This is a genomic window from Rickettsiales endosymbiont of Stachyamoeba lipophora (assembly GCF_003932735.1).
Taxonomy (GTDB): Bacteria; Pseudomonadota; Alphaproteobacteria; order Rickettsiales; family 33-17; genus RICK01.
On record NZ_CP033611.1, the window covers coordinates 140614 to 160442 of the forward strand.

Consider the following 19829-nt stretch of genomic DNA (forward strand, 5'->3'; position numbering starts at 1 on the left):
AATTTGGTTAATTCTTTGTTAGACAATATATTACTATTACTACCTATTTTACTACATAATATGACTACAGCGGGTAAGGAGAAGAGCTTATGAGCAAAAATAACGATGGTGATAAAAATAATAATAGTCTTTTTTGCTCTTTTTGTAACAAAAGTCAACAAGAAGTCAAAAGGTTAATTGCCGGTCCATCCGTGTATATTTGTGATGAATGTATTGATTTATGTTCAGATATCATTAAGGATGAACAAAAAGGTAATTCTACTAAAACTACTGACACCCTCCCTACTCCCGAAGAAATTTATAACAAACTTTGTGAGTATGTGATCGGTCAAGATAAAGCTAAAAAAACTTTATCTGTTGCCGTGCATAATCATTATAAACGTTTAATTTCACAAGAAAAAAAGATTAACGATATTGAAATCAGCAAATCTAACATTTTATTAATTGGCCCTACCGGTTGCGGTAAAACATTACTTGCACAAACTCTTGCAAAATTTTTAAATGTACCCTTTGCTGTAGCTGATGCTACTTCCCTTACTGAAGCAGGATATGTTGGTGAAGATGTAGAAAACATTTTATTAAGATTGCTACAAGCTTCTGATTATAATGTAGAAAAAGCACAACGCGGTATTGTGTATATCGATGAAATTGATAAAATTTCACGTAAATCAGATAATCCATCTATTACTCGAGACGTATCAGGTGAAGGAGTGCAGCAAGCTTTACTTAAAATTATAGAAGGTACCGTAGCTTCAGTTCCTCCTCAAGGTGGCAGAAAACATCCGCAGCAAGAATTCTTGCAAATTAACACCTCTAACATCTTATTTATTTGTGGTGGTGCTTTCGCAGGACTTGAAACAATTATTGCAAATAAATCGAATAAATCCTCAATGGGCTTTAATGCAGAATTAAAACCAAAAGAAGATGGGGATTTATCTCACTATTTGCACCAAGTAGAGCCAGATGATTTAATTAAATTTGGTTTAATTCCTGAGTTCGTAGGTAGACTACCGGTAGTTGCTACACTTAATAATTTAGATGTAGAAAGTTTAATTAAAATTCTAACTGAACCGAAAAATGCTTTAATTAAGCAATATCAAGCATTATTTGATATGGAAAATACGATACTTGAATTTGAAGATAAGGCCATCAAAGCCATTGCAGATCTTGGTATCAAACGTAAAACCGGGGCTAGAGGATTACGAGCAATACTAGAGAATTTACTGCTTGATCTCATGTTTGAAATCCCTTCAAAAAATGATGTGGAAAAAATTATTATTACTGAAGACGTTGTAAATCAAAAAAACAAACCTATATTAATATATAGTAACAATAAAAATGCGGCTAAAGCCTAGTAAAACTATGTGTAAATATAATGGGGGTATTGATTTATGGCAGAAGAATTACATCTAACTGAAGGTGAAGATAAGAAGCAAAACAATTTATTACCTGAGAATTTATATCCAGTAGTACCTGTAAGAGATATTGTAGTATTTCCTAATGTTATAGTATCTCTTATTATTGGACGGGAAAAATCAATAGCAGCCCTTGATGCTGCCATGCAATCTAAAGATAGCAGAATAGTATTAGCTACTCAAAAAGATCCTGAAGAAAATGATCCTGCCGGCAAAGATTTATTCCCTATGGGAGTAATATGCAATATTATACAAGTTATTAAGCTTCCTGACGGCACGGTTAAAATTCTGGCAGAAGGCATGATGCGAGCTAAAATGCTGAGCATTATTGCTGATGGTAGTTATATTTTAGCTGATATTAATCCCATACATCAAGAGAGCGACATAGAGCAAGTTGAGCAAGAGGCCTTAATTAGAGCGGTAAAAGATCAATTTAATTTATATGCAGAACAAAACCGCAGAGTTAATCCGGAAGTAACTAAAATTATCGCTCAATCATTAGATCCTGCAAAAACTGTTGATTTTTGTTCTTATAATTTACCAATACCTACGCTTGATAAACAAGAGCTCCTTAATGAAACCAGTTTAAAAAAACGTTTTGAGTTAATTTTAGAGATTTTAAATAAAGAAGTTACTATCATGGATTTTGAGCGCGAAATCAGTAATAAGATTCGCAATCAAATGGAAAAATCCCATCGTGAATATTATTTAAAAGAAAAACTCAAAGCTATTGAAAAAGAACTAGGAACGGAAGCTGACGATCCAAAAGAAGAAATTTATAAATTAGAACAACAAATCAAAAAAACTAAACTTTCTAAAGAAGCTCTTGAAAAAGCCACCTCAGAACTTAAAAAACTGAAGATGATGAATCCATTATCAGCAGAAGCTTCGGTAGTTAGAAATTACATTGAAACTTTAATTGAGTTACCATGGGGTAAACAGGTTAAAACCACTGCTGATGTGAAGAAAGCTGAAACTATTTTAAACAAAGATCATTTTGGACTCGAAAAACCCAAAGAAAGAATTTTAGAATATATTGCCGTTTACAACCGCACTAAAAAAATTAAAGGCTCAATCATTTGCTTATTTGGCCCTCCAGGAGTAGGTAAAACCTCTTTAGCAAAATCTATAGCTGATAGCTTAAACCGTCCATTTGGTAAAATTGCATTGGGCGGAGTTAGAGACGAAGCAGAAATTAGAGGCCATCGCCGAACTTATATTGGTTCAATGCCAGGTAAAATTATTTCTACTATTAAAAAACTTAAAGTTAACAACCCTGTCATCCTACTTGATGAAATTGACAAAATGGGTATGGATTATAGAGGCGATCCAGCATCGGCGTTACTAGAAGTATTAGATCCAAATCAAAATTCTCATTTTGTGGATCATTATCTTGAGGTCGAGTTTGATTTATCAGATGTTATGTTCATTGCCACCTCTAATTCATATAATTTACCAAGACCATTATTAGATCGTTTAGAAATAATACAGGTTTCAAGCTATACAGAAGAAGAAAAACTTCAAATTGCTTTAAATCATTTAATGCCTAAAATAGTTAAAGAACATGGTTTAGCTAGCAACGAAATTACTATTAAAACTGATGCTATTAAAGATATTATCAGATTTTACACTAGGGAAGCAGGGGTAAGAAACCTAGAACGTCAACTATCAAATCTTGCCAGAAAAGCTGTGAAAAATCTTTCTGTAGATAAAAAACTTAAAAATGTCACTATTACTGTTGATAACCTTAAAGATTTTGCAGGACCTAAAAAATTTATTTCTAGCGAAGCAGAAAAAATTAGCCTAATTGGAGTTACTAATGGTCTAGCTTACACTGAAGTAGGTGGAGAATTACTTACAATCGAAGCAGTATTAGTCCCTGGTAAGGGCAGTATTAAAATTACCGGTAAACTTGGTGAAGTAATGCAAGAATCAGCCCAAGCTGCACTAAGTTATGTTAAATCCAAAGGGTTAGAGCTAGGGATTATTCCACCTAAATTTGCAAAACATGATCTCCATATTCACGTACCTGAAGGTGCAACCCCTAAAGATGGTCCGTCAGCCGGTATTGCATTAGTTACCACTATAGTTTCTGTTATGACTAATATTCCGGTAGATAATTCAGTGGCAATGACAGGTGAAATTACTTTAAGAGGCAGAGTGCTCCCTATTGGCGGGCTTAAAGAAAAGCTAGTAGCAGCACAAAGAGCTGGCATGAAAAAAGTTTTAATTCCACATGATAACATCAAAGATCTAGAGGAAATCCCTGAAAATGTTAAGAACAGCTTAACAATCATTCCTGTTGAAAATGTTGATGAAGTCTTAAAACATGCTTTAACTGAAAAAACCAATCCAACTACTTGGGATGAAGTAGAGTATTTGAGAAGCCAAAAAGAGCTATTAAGCAGCGAAACTGAGGACTATTTGACACACTAGTCAATAATTCTCAAATATTTTCTAAGCAGAGTGTTTTTTTATTTTACTGTTTAATAATTTATTCCTACAATTTTTTTTGACTATAAGGAGAATTCTTCACTTATAGAGTAATATATAGTAGGAGTGTAACGTGAACAAAAGCGATATCATTAACGAAATTGCTAAACAAACTGGCATGACCAAAGTCGACATCACTAAAGTTTTTGATGCTTTTGTAGATGCAATTTACGCAGCAGCTAAAGCAAAAAAAGACGTACGTATAATTGAACTTTTCACCTTAACAGTAAAGCATAGAGCGGCTTCACAAGGTAAAAATCCAAGAACCGGTGCTGCAATCACCATTCCGGCTGCAAATGTTCCTAAATTCAAGGCACCAAAAAAGCTTAAAGATGCTCTTAACGGTTAATTTGAGTAATTAAAGCAAAATTTCACGCAAGGGTGAAAAAAATGCTTGCATATACTTTAAGTTGCTGTATATTCAGCATCACTTTAAGTGGCTTAAAGGGCGATTAGCTCAGTTGGTAGAGCGTCTCGTTTACACCGAGAGGGTCGGCAGTTCGAGTCTGTCATCGCCCACCACCCTTGTAGAAAGGGGGTGTAGCTCAGTTGGTTAGAGCGTCGGCCTGTCACGCCGAAGGTCGCGGGTTCGAGTCCCGTCACTCCCGCCATTTACTTACACCTTTTCCCCTTTCTATTCTCCCTTGTAATTTTATCAAATCTTTGCACTACCTACACTACCCAGCTGCATAATTACCGTCCAATTACACCTTGCATATCATTAGTCTCAAAATGAGAATTTAACCTAAGTAAAAAAGTTTTATAAATATTAAATAGGAAAAGTAGAGATAAAAGAGAAGATATTCATTAAGAAATCAGCAGAGGAGTTGCGTCTTAATTATTCAAGACTTATTTTATTTCTGAAAATATTAAATACTTACTAAATAAAAATTTCTCTAAGTAAAACTTATTATAAACGCGGTGGACCTTTAGTTTCGCCTGGATAAAAATCTTCAGGATTAATTTTATTAAATATATCAGCAAAAGATTAGATGGTTTTACTTATCTTTACAAAAAATTGATAAATAAAATTAATTCTTTAACAAATAATTACTTAAAAGCTTTGCTAGAAAGCACCCCTCTTACCTCCAAATCCCTTATTCTTTAACTATGTAGCAAAAAATTTAATGGAAACTGGGATACACCATACAACCCTTAGCGTTATTGAGCGCTATTTATTATGACTTTTGTTGTTATAACCCACAAGCCTTTATATCTTCTTTGCTATATTAAAAGAATAATTAGAATAATAAGTATTTAATATTATTACTTTATCAACATTACTTAATACCCAAGCCATGGCTATACAGCTAGAAAATATAGTTCTTTATCCTATTTTACCAACGACTTGAGAGCCAAAACATCTTTACAAAAAGCAAAAAAGGATTTTTCTACATCCTTAACAGCTTTTATAAAGTTCCTTCTGCTAATCTTATAAATATATTTCTTCTAAACTTTTAATATACTCTTCAACATTTTCTAAACCCATTTCGCTTCTGTTATAATCCACATCTTGCAAACTTCCCTCATAATCTTGCAAGCAACACTTACCATTTTCTAATATTACCTGAGTGCCATATTTTTGCTTAAGTTCTAATTCAGGAAAACTAAGAGCAACTCGATCATAAAGATAAGCGAAATTGCTTTTATCAGTTTCCCCTAAGGGATAAAGCAATTGCAAACGAAAAGCTACACTAGCTTAAAACTCAGGATCATGATCGGCATGTTATGCAAGTAGCCAAGCTTTGCTATCGGTTTCTTCTCCAAATTTTGAAATAACTAACCATTTATGGATTAATAAGATATCTTTCAGTTTATTTGTATGATTCATCCATCTTGCTAACAACTTCTCTTACCTCTTCCTCGTTAAGCAGCTCAACAGAATTCTTTACAAGCTCACATCTTATCTTTTGATCAAAATCATGCATTAGCGTAATTTGTTGTTTTACATTTTCAATATCTTGATAATTCGTAGTGGAATTCAGAATATTCAATATGTTTATCTAAAGCTTGATTCCATCGATTAACTAACTCCACACATTGCCTTTTATTTAAATCCAAGCTAAATTTAGCATTTTATAGAGATTCTAGATATCAATCGTTTTATTTTTCTTAATCTATTTGGCTATAACTTAGGCTAGAATTTTAATGTAATCTGTTTTTTATCTGGCATGACAATGGCTTCCCATATATCTTTAATTTCAATACAAATTTGAAGTGCTATTAGCCCATCAATTATTTTACTTTTAAGCTTTGCAAGCATAAAGAATTTTATAAGGATTTTCTTAAGATATGATAGCGTGTTCATTGATTCAATCATTTTCTATCAAGTCTCAGCTATAGTAGTGGCGAACTAAAAAATGTTAACACAACTTAGCAGAGGGCATTAATACTACAAAGCTTAAATATGCCTATCATTAACAATATCTAAATTCTTTTTTACTTTATCTACCTGATTTAGGTTTATGGTTTGCATAGACCTAATTTTATTCGGTTCATAATTGTTAGCACAACTTAGCTTATTATCATTATTAGCCTGCTTATTTGATAAGAATGCCCCTTGGTCAAAAGCTGTACAGGTTATAACTGAGGTTAAATTCTTTACTGTAACATCATGGGTAACATTTAGCAGGCTATTAAGTTTATTAATGATATTCGACGAAGAAATTATTGTAAATTTTAGTTCAAAATTTTCATAATAATTTTTTATCTGATACCATTCGGTACGATAAACATTTTGAATAAAAAGGCAGCTTGGTTGGCCGATATTACCCAACTTGCGGTGCTGGTCTTGTATAAACGTGTTTTGTTTTGCTACCAATGAGCTTACAGATAAAGAACACCCACCATCTAATGACCTATCGAATGAGCCACTAGCAGATACTTTAGATTGTAACCTAGCTTTTAACAATTTTATTAAAAATTTTTTAGAAAATAATAAATCTCTTAAATAATGCAAAGTGCTTAGCCAAATTTCTTTCCATCTAAGTAGATCTCTGTTCCATTTATGTTTAACAAAAGCAAAAAAATGAACAAAAGTTATTATACTTCCACTTTGCTTATGCAAAAATTTTATTAAACCCTTTATCACTTTCTTTTTAGCTAATAACATCTTTATATCTTACTTGTATTTAAATATGTCTATTTTTATTAACATAAATTTATATGTTTGTAAATATTTTAATAATATTTGTTGTGCAAACTATAGTAAAAATTAAAATTAACCGTATTTTTTATTGAAAATTATTTAAATTTTCCTTATATTGCCGTTTGGGCATAACTTGCCTAAATACTCACGCATCAAAAATTTGTGGTGCTACTTGATTAAGAGTAGACTACTGGTGCGGTGGATCAACTACAAATTAAAGGAAAATTATGACTACTACTAATCTCCCAGAATTCTCTATTAGCGACTTATTTGACGCTGGTGTACACTTTGGACATAAATCAATGCGTTGGAACCCAAAAATGGCTCCTTTCATATATGGTGAGCGTGATGGTATCCATATTATTGATTTACAGCAAACTGCTCCAATGCTTCATCAAGCATTAATGCAAATTTATAACGCTGTAAAAAACAACGGACGTATTTTATTTGTTGGTACTAAAAAACAAGCTTCCGAATTGGTTGCCGAAGCTGCTAAAAGATGTGGACAACATTATGTAAACCATAGATGGCTTGGCGGTATGCTTACCAACTGGAATACAGTTTCCGCTTCAATTTCAAGATTAGAAGGTACAGACAACAAGCTTGAGGATGAAGAGTTTTTAGAAAACCTTACAAAAAAAGAAATTTTAGAACTTACCCGTAAAAATGATAAACTTGAACTCGCTTTCGGTGGGATCAGAAAAATGGGTGGTTTACCTGACTTACTCTTTATTATCGATACTAATAAAGAAAATATCGCTGTTAAAGAAGCTAACAAGCTTGGCATTCCAGTAATTGCCATACTTGATACCAACTCAAATCCTGAAGGAATTGATCATATAATCCCAGGAAATGATGATGCTACTCGTGCTATCAGATTATATTTACGTCTTGCATCAGAAGCAGCTCTTGCTGGCATCCAAGATAGCTTAGTAGCCGCCGGTGTGGATTTAGGCGCGGTGGAAGATATTGAAGATTTACTTAATGAACAAGAAAATGCTAAAGCAGATAAAGCTTCAAGAACCAAAAAAATTATTAAAAAACCTGCTGCAGCAAAAGAAGATAAAAAAGGTAATAAACCTTTTATAGCTCATGCTTCCAAAGCCAAATTAGAAAACAGTGATAATAAAAAAGCTGTTACTCAAAAATCATCTAAAAAAGCCGACCAAGAAGAAGCTGAAGTAAACGAAAGCGAATAATTAGGTAAAGGATTATAAAATATGAGTGAAATTACTTCTCAAATGATCAAAGAACTGCGCGAAAAAACCGGCGCAGGAATGATGGATTGTAAAAAAGCCTTAACTGAAAATAACGCCAATTTTGAAGAAGCAGTAGATTGGCTTCGTGCTAAAGGCCTTGCTGCCGCTGCTAAAAAAGCTTCAAGGGTTGCCGCTGAAGGACTAGTTGCTGTTAAAGTTGAAGGGAACTTTGGCGTAGCAGTTGAAATCAACTCGGAAACTGATTTTGTAGCTAAAAACGATCAATTTATTACTATTTGTGCAGATATTGCAGCAATAGCTTTCAAAACAAAAGCTACAGATATTGAAGTAATTAAAGCTGAACGTTTAACTAATAACAATACAGTGGAAGAAGAAATTACTAATAAAATTGCTGTTATTGGTGAAAACATAAACCTTCGTCGTATTGGACAAGTACAAGTAACAAACGGTGTAGTTGGCCATTATATTCATAATGCCGCTGCAGAAAACATGGGCAGAATTGGTGTATTAATTGGTCTTGAATCAACTGGTAATCAGGAAAAACTATCCCAATTAGCAAAGCAAATTGCAATGCATATCGCAGCAGCCAGACCTGAATCACTTACCATTGATGAGCTTGACACTAGCTTAGTAGCAAGAGAAAGAGATATTGCTGCTGAACAATCACGCGCTTCCGGTAAGCCAGAAAATATCATTGAAAAAATGGTTGAAGGGCGTGTTCGTAAATTCTACGAAGAAGCTGTATTATTAGAGCAAGTTTTCGTAATTGATGGCAAAACTAAAATTAAAGATGCCGTTGCAGAACTAGCCAAAGAATTAGGTACCGAAGTTAAAATTTCTTCATTCGTAAGATTTAATCTGGGTGAAGGAATAGAGCATCAACAATCTGACTTTGCCAATGAAGTTGCTCAAATGGCTGGTATTAAAAACTAAAATTTAAAAGGATCATGTTATAATGGCAAGCCACAACTTAAAATTTAAAAGAATTATGTTTAAAGTTTCAGGTGAGGCATTAATGGGCAACCTACCATTTGGACATGATCCTGTTACTATTCAAAGAATCTGCCAAGATATTGTTGAAGTTTGCAAATTAGGCATCCAAGTAAGCTTAGTTGTAGGTGGTGGCAATATCTTCCGTGGCAGCTCAGCTGCTGCTATTGGCATTGAAAGAAGCACTGCTGATTATATGGGTATGCTCGCCACCGTTATGAACGCTATAGCATTACAAAGCTCATTAGAGGCATTAGGAACAAGCACTCGGGTAGTATCAGCCATTCCTATGACCTCTATTTGTGAACCTTATATTAGGCGCCGTGCCATAAGACATATGGAAAAAGGCCGCGTAGTTATTTTTGCAGCAGGTACAGGTAACCCATTTTTTACCACTGATACCGCTTCAACCTTACGGGCTATAGAAATGAACTGTGATGCCCTATTTAAAGGTACCCAGGTAGATGGGGTTTACTCAGCAGATCCTAAAAAAAATGTTGATGCTAAACATTATACTAATTTACATTATAAACAAGTTATTCAAGACGATCTAATGGTGATGGATGCATCTGCTATAACTTTAGCACGTGATAATAAATTACCAATCGTAGTATTTTCTATTAAAGAACAAGGTTCTTTTGCAAGAGTAGTGCAAGGGAAAGGAAAATACACTTTAATTACAGAGGAATAAGATGACAGAAAACATTGAGCTTCTTAATGATTTAAAAAAACGTATGGATGGTGCAATTAATTCATTTAACCATAACCTAAAAGGACTTCGCACCGGCAGGGCCTCTGCTAACCTACTTGATCATATCGTAGTTGAAGCATATGGCGACAGGCTACCTATTGCGCAGCTCGCTACGGTTACAGTAAGTGATGCCAGGATGCTTACCGTACAGGTTTGGGATAAAACAGCAGTTAAATCAGTAGAAAAAGCCATAGCCAATGCCGATTTAGGTCTTAATCCCAGCAGTGAAGGACAACTAATAAGAATTCCACTTCCTCCGCTTTCAGAAGACAGACGTAAAGAACTTGTCAAAGTTTCATATAAATATGCAGAAGAGTCCAAAGTTTCTATTAGAAATGTAAGACGTGATGTCATGGATGAAGTTAAAAAGCTAGAAAAAGATAAACAAATCAATGAAGATACTATGCATTCTTTAAGCGACCAAATTCAGAAAATAACTGACGAATACATCAAAAAAATTGATGAATTAGTAAAGCATAAAGAACAAGAAATTCTTACGGTTTAAACAATAAATGCACTTTGATACTGAACGCCTACATGTAGGCATGATTATGGATGGGAATGGACGCTGGGCAAAACAACGTTTCTTTCCACGTATTGAAGGACATAGAAGAGGTTCTCAAGCTTTAAAGGCTATAGTTGAGCATGCTCCTCTTTTGGGAGTTAAGTTTCTATCTGTCTTTGCTTTTTCTACCGAGAATTGGAATCGTTCTTCACATGAAATAAATGATTTAATGAATCTATTGCGTTTTTATTTAAAACACGAAGTAGAATTTTTTAACAAACTCAATGTTAAATTAAATGTTATAGGTGCCATCTCTAAATTACCTTCAGATATTGCTAGCCGCATTGAAAGCGCAACTGAAGCCACAGCTAAAAATGATGGCTTACAATTGACTATAGCTCTAAGCTATGGCGGTAAAGAAGAAATTGTTGATGCTACTAAAAAAATATGTAATGAGGTAATGGCAGGTAATTTTGATATCAATAATTTAAATGAAATTAATTTTGGTAATTTTCTCTATGATCCAAATCTACCAATGGTTGATATTTTAATTCGCACCAGTGGTGAGCAAAGAATTAGTAATTTTATGCTGTGGTATGCAGCTTACGCAGAATTATTTTTTACCCAAACCTTGTGGCCAGATATTACTATAGGTGAATTTGAAAATATTATTGAACAATACAAACATCGTGAACGCCGTTTTGGTGGAAGGCTAGCATATAATGAATATTAGTAACTTTATTACTCGTTTTATTTCCGCTATTATTCTTGCTCCACTTGCATTATATGTATTTTACTTAGGTGGCATGTGGTTTAATGCTGTAGTAGCTATAGTGGCTATAATAATGGCAATGGAATGGAAGCATATTATTTCAAGCAATGGCAAACCAAAAAATATTTGGTATTTAATTGGAGCGCTGGTTATTCTTGCCCCTACTCTCTCACTCATTTGGATTAGAATACAGGAAGATGGATTAAAGCTTATTTACTTACTGTTTATTACTGTATGGATGAGCGATATAGGTGGCTATATCTTTGGCAAGACCTTAAAGGGTCCTAAGCTTGCTCCTAAAATCAGCCCTAATAAAACTTGGAGTGGCTTTTTTGGTGGTATATTACTTGCATTACTCGGTGGCCTTTGTTTTGGATTATTTTATAATTTAAATCTAACTAATTTAGCCATAATCACTTCACTTTTATCGGTGTATTCTCAAATTAGTGATTTGCTTGAATCTAAAATTAAAAGGCATTTTGGGGTTAAGGATAGCGGTAAGATTATACCAGGTCATGGTGGGATATTAGATAGGATTGATGGTTTAATTCTTACCGCTCCTAAAATGGTTTTACTTCTTTATTTAACTAATGGTAATTTATTTTAGTGAGCCACACAACTTAATCTACAGTTGAATGTTAATACTTATGAAATAGGAACTGAAGATGACATTTAATATCAGAAAAACTATTAAAGCATCTTCAGAAGCAATTTTAGCGCTCATTAAAACATTATCCAGATATGAACAGTTAGAGGATGAAGCAACAGCTCAAATAGATAATGTCATAAACACGCTATTTTATGGCCATCCGAAAGTGTTTGCCTCTCTGCTAAAGATAGAAGGCCAGATAGCTAGTTTTGCATCATATTTATATAATTATTTTACTTTTTTATGCAAACACAGTATCCACATAGAGGATATTTATGTTTATGAAGAACTTAGGCCAAGAAGCATTAGCAAATGATTGCAGAAGAATTGAATGATGATACTTATATTGTAATAAAAACTTTATAGACTTCGATCTCAAGTTAAAAACCCAAGCAATATACGATGAGACAGTTTATAGATTATATCGTACTGAATTAAAAATATTGCATAATAGAGTGATTTTAAAAAATGAATTGTAAAAAAATTTCTATTTTAGGGGCAACCGGCTCCATAGGATTAAATACATTACAAGTAATTAGGGATAATCCAGATAAGTTTACGGTTGAAACCTTAACTGCAAGTTCTAATTGGCAGCAACTTGCCAAAATCGCAATAGAGTTTAAGGCAAAGCAAGTATTAATTGCTGATGAATCTTATTATGAAGCTATCAAGCATGCTTTAAAAACTACTGATATTAAAGTTATAGCAGGCAATAACTACAAAATTATAGCAGAGGATAATGCCGATTTAGTAATTTCTGCCATTGTCGGGGTAGAAGGTCTCAAACCAACTATAGAATATATCCGCCAAGGTAAACAAATAGCTTTAGCTAATAAAGAATCTTTAATTTGTGCAGGGTTCTTTCTAAAAGATCTATGTAGGCAATATAATACCAAATTACTCCCCATTGATTCTGAACATAATGCATTATTACAGCTGATCCACAAAGAAAACAAAAGTGATATCAAAGATATTATTATCACTGCATCCGGAGGAGCATTTAGGGATTATACTAAAGCTCAACTTGAAAATGTAACCAAAGAAATGGCAATTAATCATCCTAATTGGCAAATGGGCGCTAAAATTACCGTAGATTGTGCCAGTCTTGTAAACAAAGGGTTAGAGCTTATTGAAGCTTATTTTTTATTTGATCTAAAGCCCCAACAGGTTTCTGCAATTATGCACCCTGAATCTATTGTGCATGGGATAGTAAATTTTAAAGATGGAACTAGTTTAATTCATGCATCCAAACCTAGTATGCAGGTTGCAATTAGCTACGCAATGGACTTTCCAAATAGAAGCAACACTAGCATAGAAAATATCGATTTACTAGCCTTAAGGAATTTAAATTTTCGTCCGATTAATGAAGAATTATTCCCATGTTTTCAGGTAGCTAGAGAAGTATTATTATCTGAAAGCCAAGCGAATATGATTATATTTAATATGGCTAACGAAGTGGCAGTAAATGCTTTTTTGAATAATAAAATAAAATTTACTCAAATTTACCATGTGATTGTAGAAACTTTAAATATAAACCATAATCTCATGCTATCAAGCTTAGATGATTGTTTCGAGCTAATAGATCAAACAAAACAAATCGCAAACAACATTATAAATACAATTGATATTGCAGCTTAGTATGTTTGGCAATAATCCAAAAAGAAAGCCTGATTTAGGCAGCGGGGAAAGTTTAGATATCCAAGAAATCTTACTAACTCTTCAAGGAGAAGGACCTTATCAAGGACAGCCTGCTGTTTTTATCCGCCTTGGAGGTTGTAATCTAGCCTGCCATTTTTGTGATACTGAATTTGAATCATTTAGTAATTTAAACTTAAATGAAATTACAGCTAAAGCCACCCAGCTATCAAGGAATTTAGAAACTGCTAAGTTAATTGTAATTACCGGAGGTGAGCCTTTTAGGCAGAATATATCTCTTCTTTGTGAACAATTAATTGAGCTAGGATTTTTAGTACAAATTGAAACTAACGGTACCCTTTATCAAGAATTGCCTGCAGGGATAAAAATAATATGTTCCCCAAAAAATAATTCAGGAAAATATCATTATATACGAGAAGATTTACTAAAAAGAATTGATGCTTTTAAATTTATTATCGCTCAAGATCAACCAAATTATAATTACGTCCCTGAAGTAGGCCAAACTGCAAATAATATACCGGTATATGTACAACCCATGGATGAATATGATGAGGCAAAGAATAAGCAAAACACTACATATTGTTTAGAGCTTGCCTTAAAGCATGGATATTTTTTCTCTATACAACTTCATAAAATTTTAGATATAGCTTAACCTTAGCATAATAAAGCCCTTTGGAAATATACCGAGGAGCTTTTAATACTAATTAAAATAACATCGCAGATAAATTACTTAATATTCCTTGCCTGGCTTTTAAGATACTCGGCGCATATTCTTTAGTTACCGTTTCTAAATGTTGAGGTATATTGTCTTGCTTTATAGAGAAAGGTAAAATTGAATTAATTTCTTTGATAGTAAATTTAGGGCTTAAGCATTTATAAATTACAAAGCTTCCTAAGCCCACTACAAGTAAGCCAAGTATAATAGCCGATATATTGATCACTGTTTGTAATGTTAAGCCTAATTTATTCATTTGTCGTTGATTATGATTATTGCTCTTTTGCTCAGGTACAGTAGTTCTTTGTACTGGTCCCTTGATTTGCTGTTGCTGAGATGTGATTACCGCCCTATCTATTAAACCTTGAGCACGTAAGGTTTCCTGCTGCTCTTCAAGCAGCATTTGACTTTTAGATCTTCCACCTACAGCTAATAATTTTAATGCAATATCATTATGCTTATGCTCCTTGGCTAAATCCAGAGGAGTCTTACCTTCCCAGTTTAGAATATTAAAATCTGCATTTTTTGCTAGCAGCATGTCAACAAACTCGATACGTCCTACTATTGCCGCTTGGTGTAATGGGGTATTACCAGCATTGTTAGCTTTATTTAAATCCGCTCCTTTCTCCAGTAAAATCTTGCCAGCCTCTATATTATTTTTCCAAACAGCAAAATAAAGCGCTGTTATAAAAGAAAAATTGCGCCAATTAATATCTGCTCCTTTTTCTACTAAAAATTTGAGTGTCTTTGGTTTTTGCTTCTGAGCTAAAAATAATAACATAGTATTATTCTTATTCCTTGCTTGCATAGCACTTTTAGCATCTTCATCATTTATAATATCTTGGCAATCTATAAGCTGCTCAAATAACCGATCATTGATCACAACTGGATAATTTATAATTTGCATAAATAAATCTTCATTAATATTATAATTGGGTAAAAATTCATTAATTTTTACAATTGTTTCATCATCCGTTAATCCAATATTATTAATAATATTATATAATTTTAACCATTGTTCATTAAACGGCCCTATATCCTCTTGATTAGCTAAATATTGCTTATTAAGCGGCCTTACACCCTCTTGATTAGCTAAATCTATTTGCGCCCCTGCTGCAATCAAACGCCTTACAGTAAATTGTATATTTATCTGTGCAGCATAATACGATAGATTATTGTTTTTATCTTTAGGATTTTGATAATTAATGATTAACGTAATTAAATTTTGGCTCCATCCTTGCTGCTCTAATTGGGCTATATATTCATTAATCTCCGCTGATTTTTGCTCATCTGTTAGCTCAGCGTTCTGTATTATATTATATAAAGGTAGCCAAGCATGATGCAAAGGAGGTAACCCATTTTTATCTGGCAAGCTAAGTTTTCCACCCAATTCAATTAATATCTCTAAAACCTGAGGTTTATTAGCCATTACCGCATAATGTAAAAGAGTATTACTATTATCTTTTATATCTTTAGAAGTTATAATTTGTTTTAGATTTTGTTGCCAAACAGGTGCTAATTGGGCTAAATAATTATTAAAGTCTTGGGCAGTCTCTTGATCTGACGCTTTTTTTTGAATAATATTACGTAATTCTATCCCTATTGTATTAAACGCCATATAATTACCCCTATTATAACAACTTGTTTTTAATTTTTATGATCAACTTCTAACTCACTATTAATAAAATTAAAAGTATAATTTCTAAAGAATGAATGGCTTTTTACAAAGGAAAATAATATAATTTTATGCTATTTTAATAGTAGTAATATCTCAAGTTAAAAGGCAAGTTGTAATGCTTGCCTTTCAAATATAACCTGTAATTAACTTTATCTCAAAAATCAAATTGCTTACCTTGAGGGACCGTTTTCTTCTCTTTCCTCTTGCAATAGCGCCTCTATGGCATATTGGCGTTTTGCTGCTTGAGGTGTAGTCACAACCATGTTTTTATAAGATGAAGGGCTGCCCCCTTGCTGGCCTATTTTACAATAAAACTCTGTCATATATTGAGTACGAGCTATTTCTAACACTGCTTCAAATCTACCTTCAATTTGCAATATAGTAAGAATATGCTCAAAAGAAATTTTACGATCAAAAATGGGAGCAAGCTTGTCTTCAAAATCCTTCCTATCTATATATACACGATAATATTGATTTTCTTCAGCTGCCAATTCTGCATCTTTAGACTCCATTAAAGTGCCTGGTAAATTTAAATGAGTACATAAATTATCTAATTGTTCAAATTTATTCTTATTTTTATCTAAGAAATATTCATATATTATATCTGAATTATTTACCTTAACCGGTCTCCAGGTGTTTGCTGTAAAATATTCTTGTAAAAGTTCTTTATCTCTTTCTGTAAAATCTAACATAATTAACCAAGCTCCTTAATAACGATTTAACTAACCTTAATTTAATATTCGGTTCAAAAACATGAGAAAAACAACTTAAAATTCACCTTTTCAATAAATATTAATATTTTAAACTATACTTTCCTCCAAAAATGCCACCTAATATTTCCGCTAGCAAATTTAGATTTAATCTTTATAATTATCAGAATAAATAGGGAACCACCTCAATTTCAAGATAAGCTTACCAATGTTATGTTGTTTCACTCTGCTGATAAAAATAATTTCCCCTCTTTAAATATTAACAAAGACATAATCTTACGTGAAATTATCATTGATGACGCTATCTACTATCATGAATATATCAATCATCCTCTGGTCAAAAAATATCTATCAGACGAAGATATTCCTGAAACATTTGAAAAAGCTATTAATGAACTTCGTTACTGGCAGGCCTTATTTAGAGACCAGCACAGTATATATTGGGCAATTGCTTTAAAAGAAAGCAATAAAATGATAGGCACTATCGGGTTTAATAATTGGTATAAATTTCATGAACGCTTAGAAATCAGTTACGATTTAGATCCGGAATTTTGGGGACAAGGCATTACAACCGTTGCAATCACTCAAGTGTGTAATTATGCACAACAGAGAATGAGCGCTAAAAGAATCCAGGCAACTGTAGCACTTGATAACGTTGCTTCAACCAGAGTATTAGAAAAAAATAATTTTCACTTAGAAGGAATCTTGAAGAATTATGCAAAGCTTGGTAATTTACAAAATGATTTCTATATGTACAGTAAAGTATTTTAAATTTAAATTATGAGTCAGAAATTGAGTAAAATTGTATATAGCCATACTGAAAGTGATATTAAAATAACCGTAAGCCCAGAATATAACCCTGAAGCTTCATCACCGTTCAATTTAGAATATGTATGGAATTATCATATTATTATTGAAAATTTATCTGTGCACAAAATTCAATTACTTTCCAGATTTTGGAATATCATTGATAAAGATGGCTGCATTAAAGAAATAGAAGGTGAAGGGGTAGTAGGCCTAAAACCGGTTATTGATCCTAAAAATAAATTTGATTATAATAGTTATACTTTGTTACATACCCCGTCAGGTATTATGGCTGGTGAGTATGAAATTTTAGATTTATCAAATAATAAATTATTCTATTTGACCATTCCTACATTCTCGTTAGATATACCTAATGAAACACATTTAAATTAAATAAAACTTTAAGGAAAATAAGTGACGCACAATAACTCTAATAATTGGCATGGAACCACAATTCTTGCTGTTAGAAAAGGCAAGCAGGTAACTATTGCTGCTGATGGCCAGGTCTCATTAGGGCCTACTGTTATTAAATCAACCGCAAAAAAATTAAGAAGCCTAGCAAATAACACTATCCATGTAGGCTTTGCCGGCTCCACTGCTGATGCTTTAACTTTATTTGAAAGATTAGAATCCAAACTGGATAAACACCCTAATCAATTAATGCGCGCATGTGTTGAGTTAGCTAAAGATTGGCGTACTGATAAATATTTACGCAAATTAGAGGCCATGCTTATTGTGGTGGATAAAAATAATAGCTTTATTATTACTGGTACCGGGGATGTACTTGAGCCAGAAGGCGGCATTGCGGCCATTGGTTCTGGTGGAAATTATGCATTGTCTGCGGCTAAAGCATTAATTGATATTGAGCATTTAACTGCAGAAGATGTTGCCAAAAAAGCAATGCAAATTGCAGCAGATATTTGCGTTTATACTAATAATAATTTAACTATAGAAACAATTAATTATGAATAATTTTACTCAAGAATTTAGCCATCTAACTCCTCAAAAAATTGTAGATCAATTAAATCGTTTTATTATCGGTCAAGATGAAGCTAAAAAAGCTGTAGCAATTGCCCTACGTAACCGAATTAGAAGGCGAATGATTGAAGATCCTCAGTTACAAGAAGAAATTGTTCCTAAAAATATTTTAATGATTGGACCTACTGGCGTAGGTAAAACTGAAATTGCTAGAAGGCTTGCGAAAATTGTCGGAGCTCCTTTTGTTAAAACCGAAGCTACTAAGTTTACCGAAGTCGGTTATGTGGGGAAAGATGTTGATTCTATAGTACGTGATTTACTAGAAAATGCTATCTCGCTTGTCAAAAAACAAATGCATGAACGGGTAAAAGAGCAAGCAGAAATAGCTGCTGAGGAAAAAATACTTGATGCTTTAGTAGGCACCAACTCTAACGAAACCACTCGTGAAAAATTCCGCGATTTACTTAAACAAGGTAAGCTTGAAGATAAAGAAATTGAGATTGAAGTTTTAGATCAGCCAGCAAATAGCGGTAACCCTATGTTTGATGTTCCAGGCATGCCTGGTGCTCAAATGGGCATAGTAAATGTAGGGGAAATGTTCCAAAAAGCTCTAGGAATGGATAAAAAAACTAAACCTAAAAAAATGAGTGTGAAGCACGCCTTAGATATTTTAATCAAGGAAGAAAGCGAAAAGCTAATTGATCAAGAAAAAGTAATTAGAACTTCTATTGAACTTACCGAGCAAGACGGAATCGTATTTATTGATGAGATTGATAAAGTGGTAACCTCACATGAACGTAGAGGAGCAGATGCAAGCCGTGAAGGCGTACAACGTGATTTATTACCGCTTATTGAAGGCACATATATTAACACTAAATATGGCACTATTAAAACTGACCACATCCTATTTATTGCTTCTGGCGCTTTTCACCTTTCTAAGCCTTCTGATTTATTACCAGAGTTACAAGGTAGGCTACCAATTAGAGTGGAGCTTAAATCTTTAACTAAAGAAGATATGATTAGAATTTTAAAGGAAACAGAGAGCAGCCTACTAAAACAATATCAAGCCCTACTTGGCACTGAACATGTAAATATTAAATTTACTGATGATGGTATTGCTAAAATCGCCGAAATTGCTACCACAGTTAATCAAAATGTTGAAAATATCGGTGCCAGACGGCTCCATACCATGCTTGAGAAGTTACTTGAAGAAATCAGCTTTAAAGCAGGTGATGATGAGCACTTAAGTAATCAACCAATATTAGTTGATGAAGCCTATGTAATAAATCATTTAGAAAATATTACTACAAAAATGGATTTATCCAAATTTATACTGTAAAATATA

The 19829-nt window shown here is 33.2% G+C and carries 20 protein-coding genes, 2 tRNA genes and 1 pseudogene; 18 read left to right on the forward strand and 5 right to left on the reverse strand.

What is annotated here, in order from left to right; genetic code table 11:
* Positions 1 to 89: 89 nt before the first annotated feature.
* The 5 genes from clpX to EF513_RS00625 all read left to right on the forward strand — a co-directional run bounded on the left by clpX (position 90) and on the right by EF513_RS00625 (position 4519).
* Positions 90 to 1355 (forward strand): ATP-dependent Clp protease ATP-binding subunit ClpX, encoded by a 1266-nt coding sequence (gene clpX, locus EF513_RS00605; protein ID WP_125215481.1) that lies wholly within the window; start codon positions 90 to 92, stop codon positions 1353 to 1355.
* 36 nt (positions 1356 to 1391) lie between these two features.
* Positions 1392 to 3851 carry an endopeptidase La gene (gene lon, locus EF513_RS00610; RefSeq protein ID WP_125215482.1) on the forward strand — a complete coding sequence of 820 codons (2460 nt, stop codon included), beginning with the start codon at positions 1392 to 1394 and terminating at the stop codon, positions 3849 to 3851.
* Positions 3852 to 3981: 130 nt separating this feature from the next.
* Positions 3982 to 4257, forward strand: coding sequence for an HU family DNA-binding protein (locus tag EF513_RS00615; protein ID WP_125215483.1), 276 nt, complete (start codon positions 3982 to 3984; stop codon positions 4255 to 4257).
* A 97-nt stretch (positions 4258 to 4354) separates the two neighbouring features.
* Positions 4355 to 4430 (forward strand) — tRNA-Val (locus EF513_RS00620).
* A 12-nt stretch (positions 4431 to 4442) separates the two neighbouring features.
* A tRNA-Asp gene (locus EF513_RS00625) sits at positions 4443 to 4519 on the forward strand.
* An 821-nt stretch (positions 4520 to 5340) separates the two neighbouring features.
* Here EF513_RS00625 and EF513_RS00630 read toward each other — a convergent pair.
* The 3 genes from EF513_RS00630 to EF513_RS00640 all read right to left on the reverse strand — a co-directional run bounded on the left by EF513_RS00630 (position 5341) and on the right by EF513_RS00640 (position 6975).
* Positions 5341 to 5589 carry a hypothetical protein gene (locus tag EF513_RS00630; protein ID WP_125215484.1) on the reverse strand — a complete coding sequence of 83 codons (249 nt, stop codon included), beginning with the start codon at positions 5587 to 5589 and terminating at the stop codon, positions 5341 to 5343.
* 133 nt (positions 5590 to 5722) lie between these two features.
* The gene (locus EF513_RS00635; protein WP_125215485.1) at positions 5723 to 5902 is read right to left on the reverse strand and encodes a hypothetical protein; all 180 of its coding nucleotides are present in this window, start codon (positions 5900 to 5902) and stop codon (positions 5723 to 5725) included.
* Positions 5903 to 6309: 407 nt separating this feature from the next.
* A complete protein-coding gene (locus EF513_RS00640) occupies positions 6310 to 6975 on the reverse strand; it encodes a hypothetical protein (protein WP_125215486.1) in 666 nt (221 codons plus the stop codon).
* A gap of 308 nt (positions 6976 to 7283) precedes the next feature.
* Between EF513_RS00640 and rpsB the strand changes: the two are divergent.
* The 9 genes and pseudogenes from rpsB to EF513_RS00685 all read left to right on the forward strand — a co-directional run.
* Positions 7284 to 8183, forward strand: a pseudogene (rpsB, locus tag EF513_RS00645) (30S ribosomal protein S2); the annotation flags it as partial.
* Positions 8184 to 8276: 93 nt separating this feature from the next.
* Complete coding sequence (tsf, locus tag EF513_RS00650; RefSeq protein ID WP_125215488.1) at positions 8277 to 9209, forward strand: translation elongation factor Ts; 933 nt, start codon at positions 8277 to 8279, stop codon at positions 9207 to 9209.
* A 22-nt stretch (positions 9210 to 9231) separates the two neighbouring features.
* Positions 9232 to 9957 carry a UMP kinase gene (gene pyrH, locus EF513_RS00655; RefSeq protein ID WP_125215489.1) on the forward strand — a complete coding sequence of 242 codons (726 nt, stop codon included), beginning with the start codon at positions 9232 to 9234 and terminating at the stop codon, positions 9955 to 9957.
* Position 9958: 1 nt separating this feature from the next.
* Positions 9959 to 10522: a ribosome recycling factor gene (gene frr, locus EF513_RS00660; RefSeq protein WP_125215490.1), complete on the forward strand. Its 564-nt coding sequence runs from the start codon at positions 9959 to 9961 to the stop codon at positions 10520 to 10522.
* 7 nt (positions 10523 to 10529) lie between these two features.
* Positions 10530 to 11255, forward strand: coding sequence for a polyprenyl diphosphate synthase (gene uppS, locus EF513_RS00665; RefSeq protein WP_125215491.1), 726 nt, complete (start codon positions 10530 to 10532; stop codon positions 11253 to 11255).
* A complete protein-coding gene (locus tag EF513_RS00670; RefSeq protein ID WP_125215492.1) occupies positions 11245 to 11901 on the forward strand; it encodes a phosphatidate cytidylyltransferase in 657 nt (218 codons plus the stop codon). Before uppS ends, EF513_RS00670 begins: the two co-directional genes overlap by 11 nt.
* Positions 11902 to 11959: 58 nt before the next feature.
* The gene (locus EF513_RS00675) at positions 11960 to 12259 is read left to right on the forward strand and encodes a hypothetical protein (protein WP_125215493.1); all 300 of its coding nucleotides are present in this window, start codon (positions 11960 to 11962) and stop codon (positions 12257 to 12259) included.
* A gap of 152 nt (positions 12260 to 12411) precedes the next feature.
* Positions 12412 to 13581 carry a 1-deoxy-D-xylulose-5-phosphate reductoisomerase gene (gene dxr / locus EF513_RS00680; RefSeq protein ID WP_125215494.1) on the forward strand — a complete coding sequence of 390 codons (1170 nt, stop codon included), beginning with the start codon at positions 12412 to 12414 and terminating at the stop codon, positions 13579 to 13581.
* A gap of 1 nt (position 13582) precedes the next feature.
* Positions 13583 to 14251: a 7-carboxy-7-deazaguanine synthase QueE gene (locus EF513_RS00685; protein WP_125215495.1), complete on the forward strand. Its 669-nt coding sequence runs from the start codon at positions 13583 to 13585 to the stop codon at positions 14249 to 14251.
* A 52-nt stretch (positions 14252 to 14303) separates the two neighbouring features.
* Here EF513_RS00685 and EF513_RS00690 read toward each other — a convergent pair whose 3' ends face one another.
* Together EF513_RS00690 and EF513_RS00695 are read right to left on the reverse strand one after the other, a co-directional pair.
* Positions 14304 to 15932 carry an ankyrin repeat domain-containing protein gene (locus tag EF513_RS00690; protein WP_125215496.1) on the reverse strand — a complete coding sequence of 543 codons (1629 nt, stop codon included), beginning with the start codon at positions 15930 to 15932 and terminating at the stop codon, positions 14304 to 14306.
* 230 nt (positions 15933 to 16162) lie between these two features.
* Positions 16163 to 16684: a hypothetical protein gene (locus tag EF513_RS00695; protein ID WP_125215497.1), complete on the reverse strand. Its 522-nt coding sequence runs from the start codon at positions 16682 to 16684 to the stop codon at positions 16163 to 16165.
* A 231-nt stretch (positions 16685 to 16915) separates the two neighbouring features.
* On the opposite strand from EF513_RS00695, the gene EF513_RS00700 reads away from it, so the two are divergent.
* Genes EF513_RS00700 through hslU form a run of 4 tightly spaced genes read left to right on the forward strand, consistent with a single transcriptional unit; the run spans position 16916 to position 19823 of the window.
* Positions 16916 to 17473 (forward strand): GNAT family N-acetyltransferase, encoded by a 558-nt coding sequence (locus tag EF513_RS00700; RefSeq protein ID WP_125215498.1) that lies wholly within the window; start codon positions 16916 to 16918, stop codon positions 17471 to 17473.
* Positions 17474 to 17482: 9 nt separating this feature from the next.
* On the forward strand, positions 17483 to 17899 hold the full coding sequence (gene apaG / locus EF513_RS00705) for a Co2+/Mg2+ efflux protein ApaG (protein ID WP_125215499.1): 417 nt from the start codon (positions 17483 to 17485) through the stop codon (positions 17897 to 17899).
* Between the two features lie 21 nt (positions 17900 to 17920).
* Positions 17921 to 18478 (forward strand): ATP-dependent protease subunit HslV, encoded by a 558-nt coding sequence (gene hslV, locus EF513_RS00710; RefSeq protein WP_125215500.1) that lies wholly within the window; start codon positions 17921 to 17923, stop codon positions 18476 to 18478.
* A complete protein-coding gene (gene hslU, locus EF513_RS00715; RefSeq protein WP_125215501.1) occupies positions 18471 to 19823 on the forward strand; it encodes an ATP-dependent protease ATPase subunit HslU in 1353 nt (450 codons plus the stop codon). The genes hslV and hslU overlap by 8 nt, the downstream gene beginning before the upstream one ends.
* Positions 19824 to 19829: the final 6 nt, after the last annotated feature.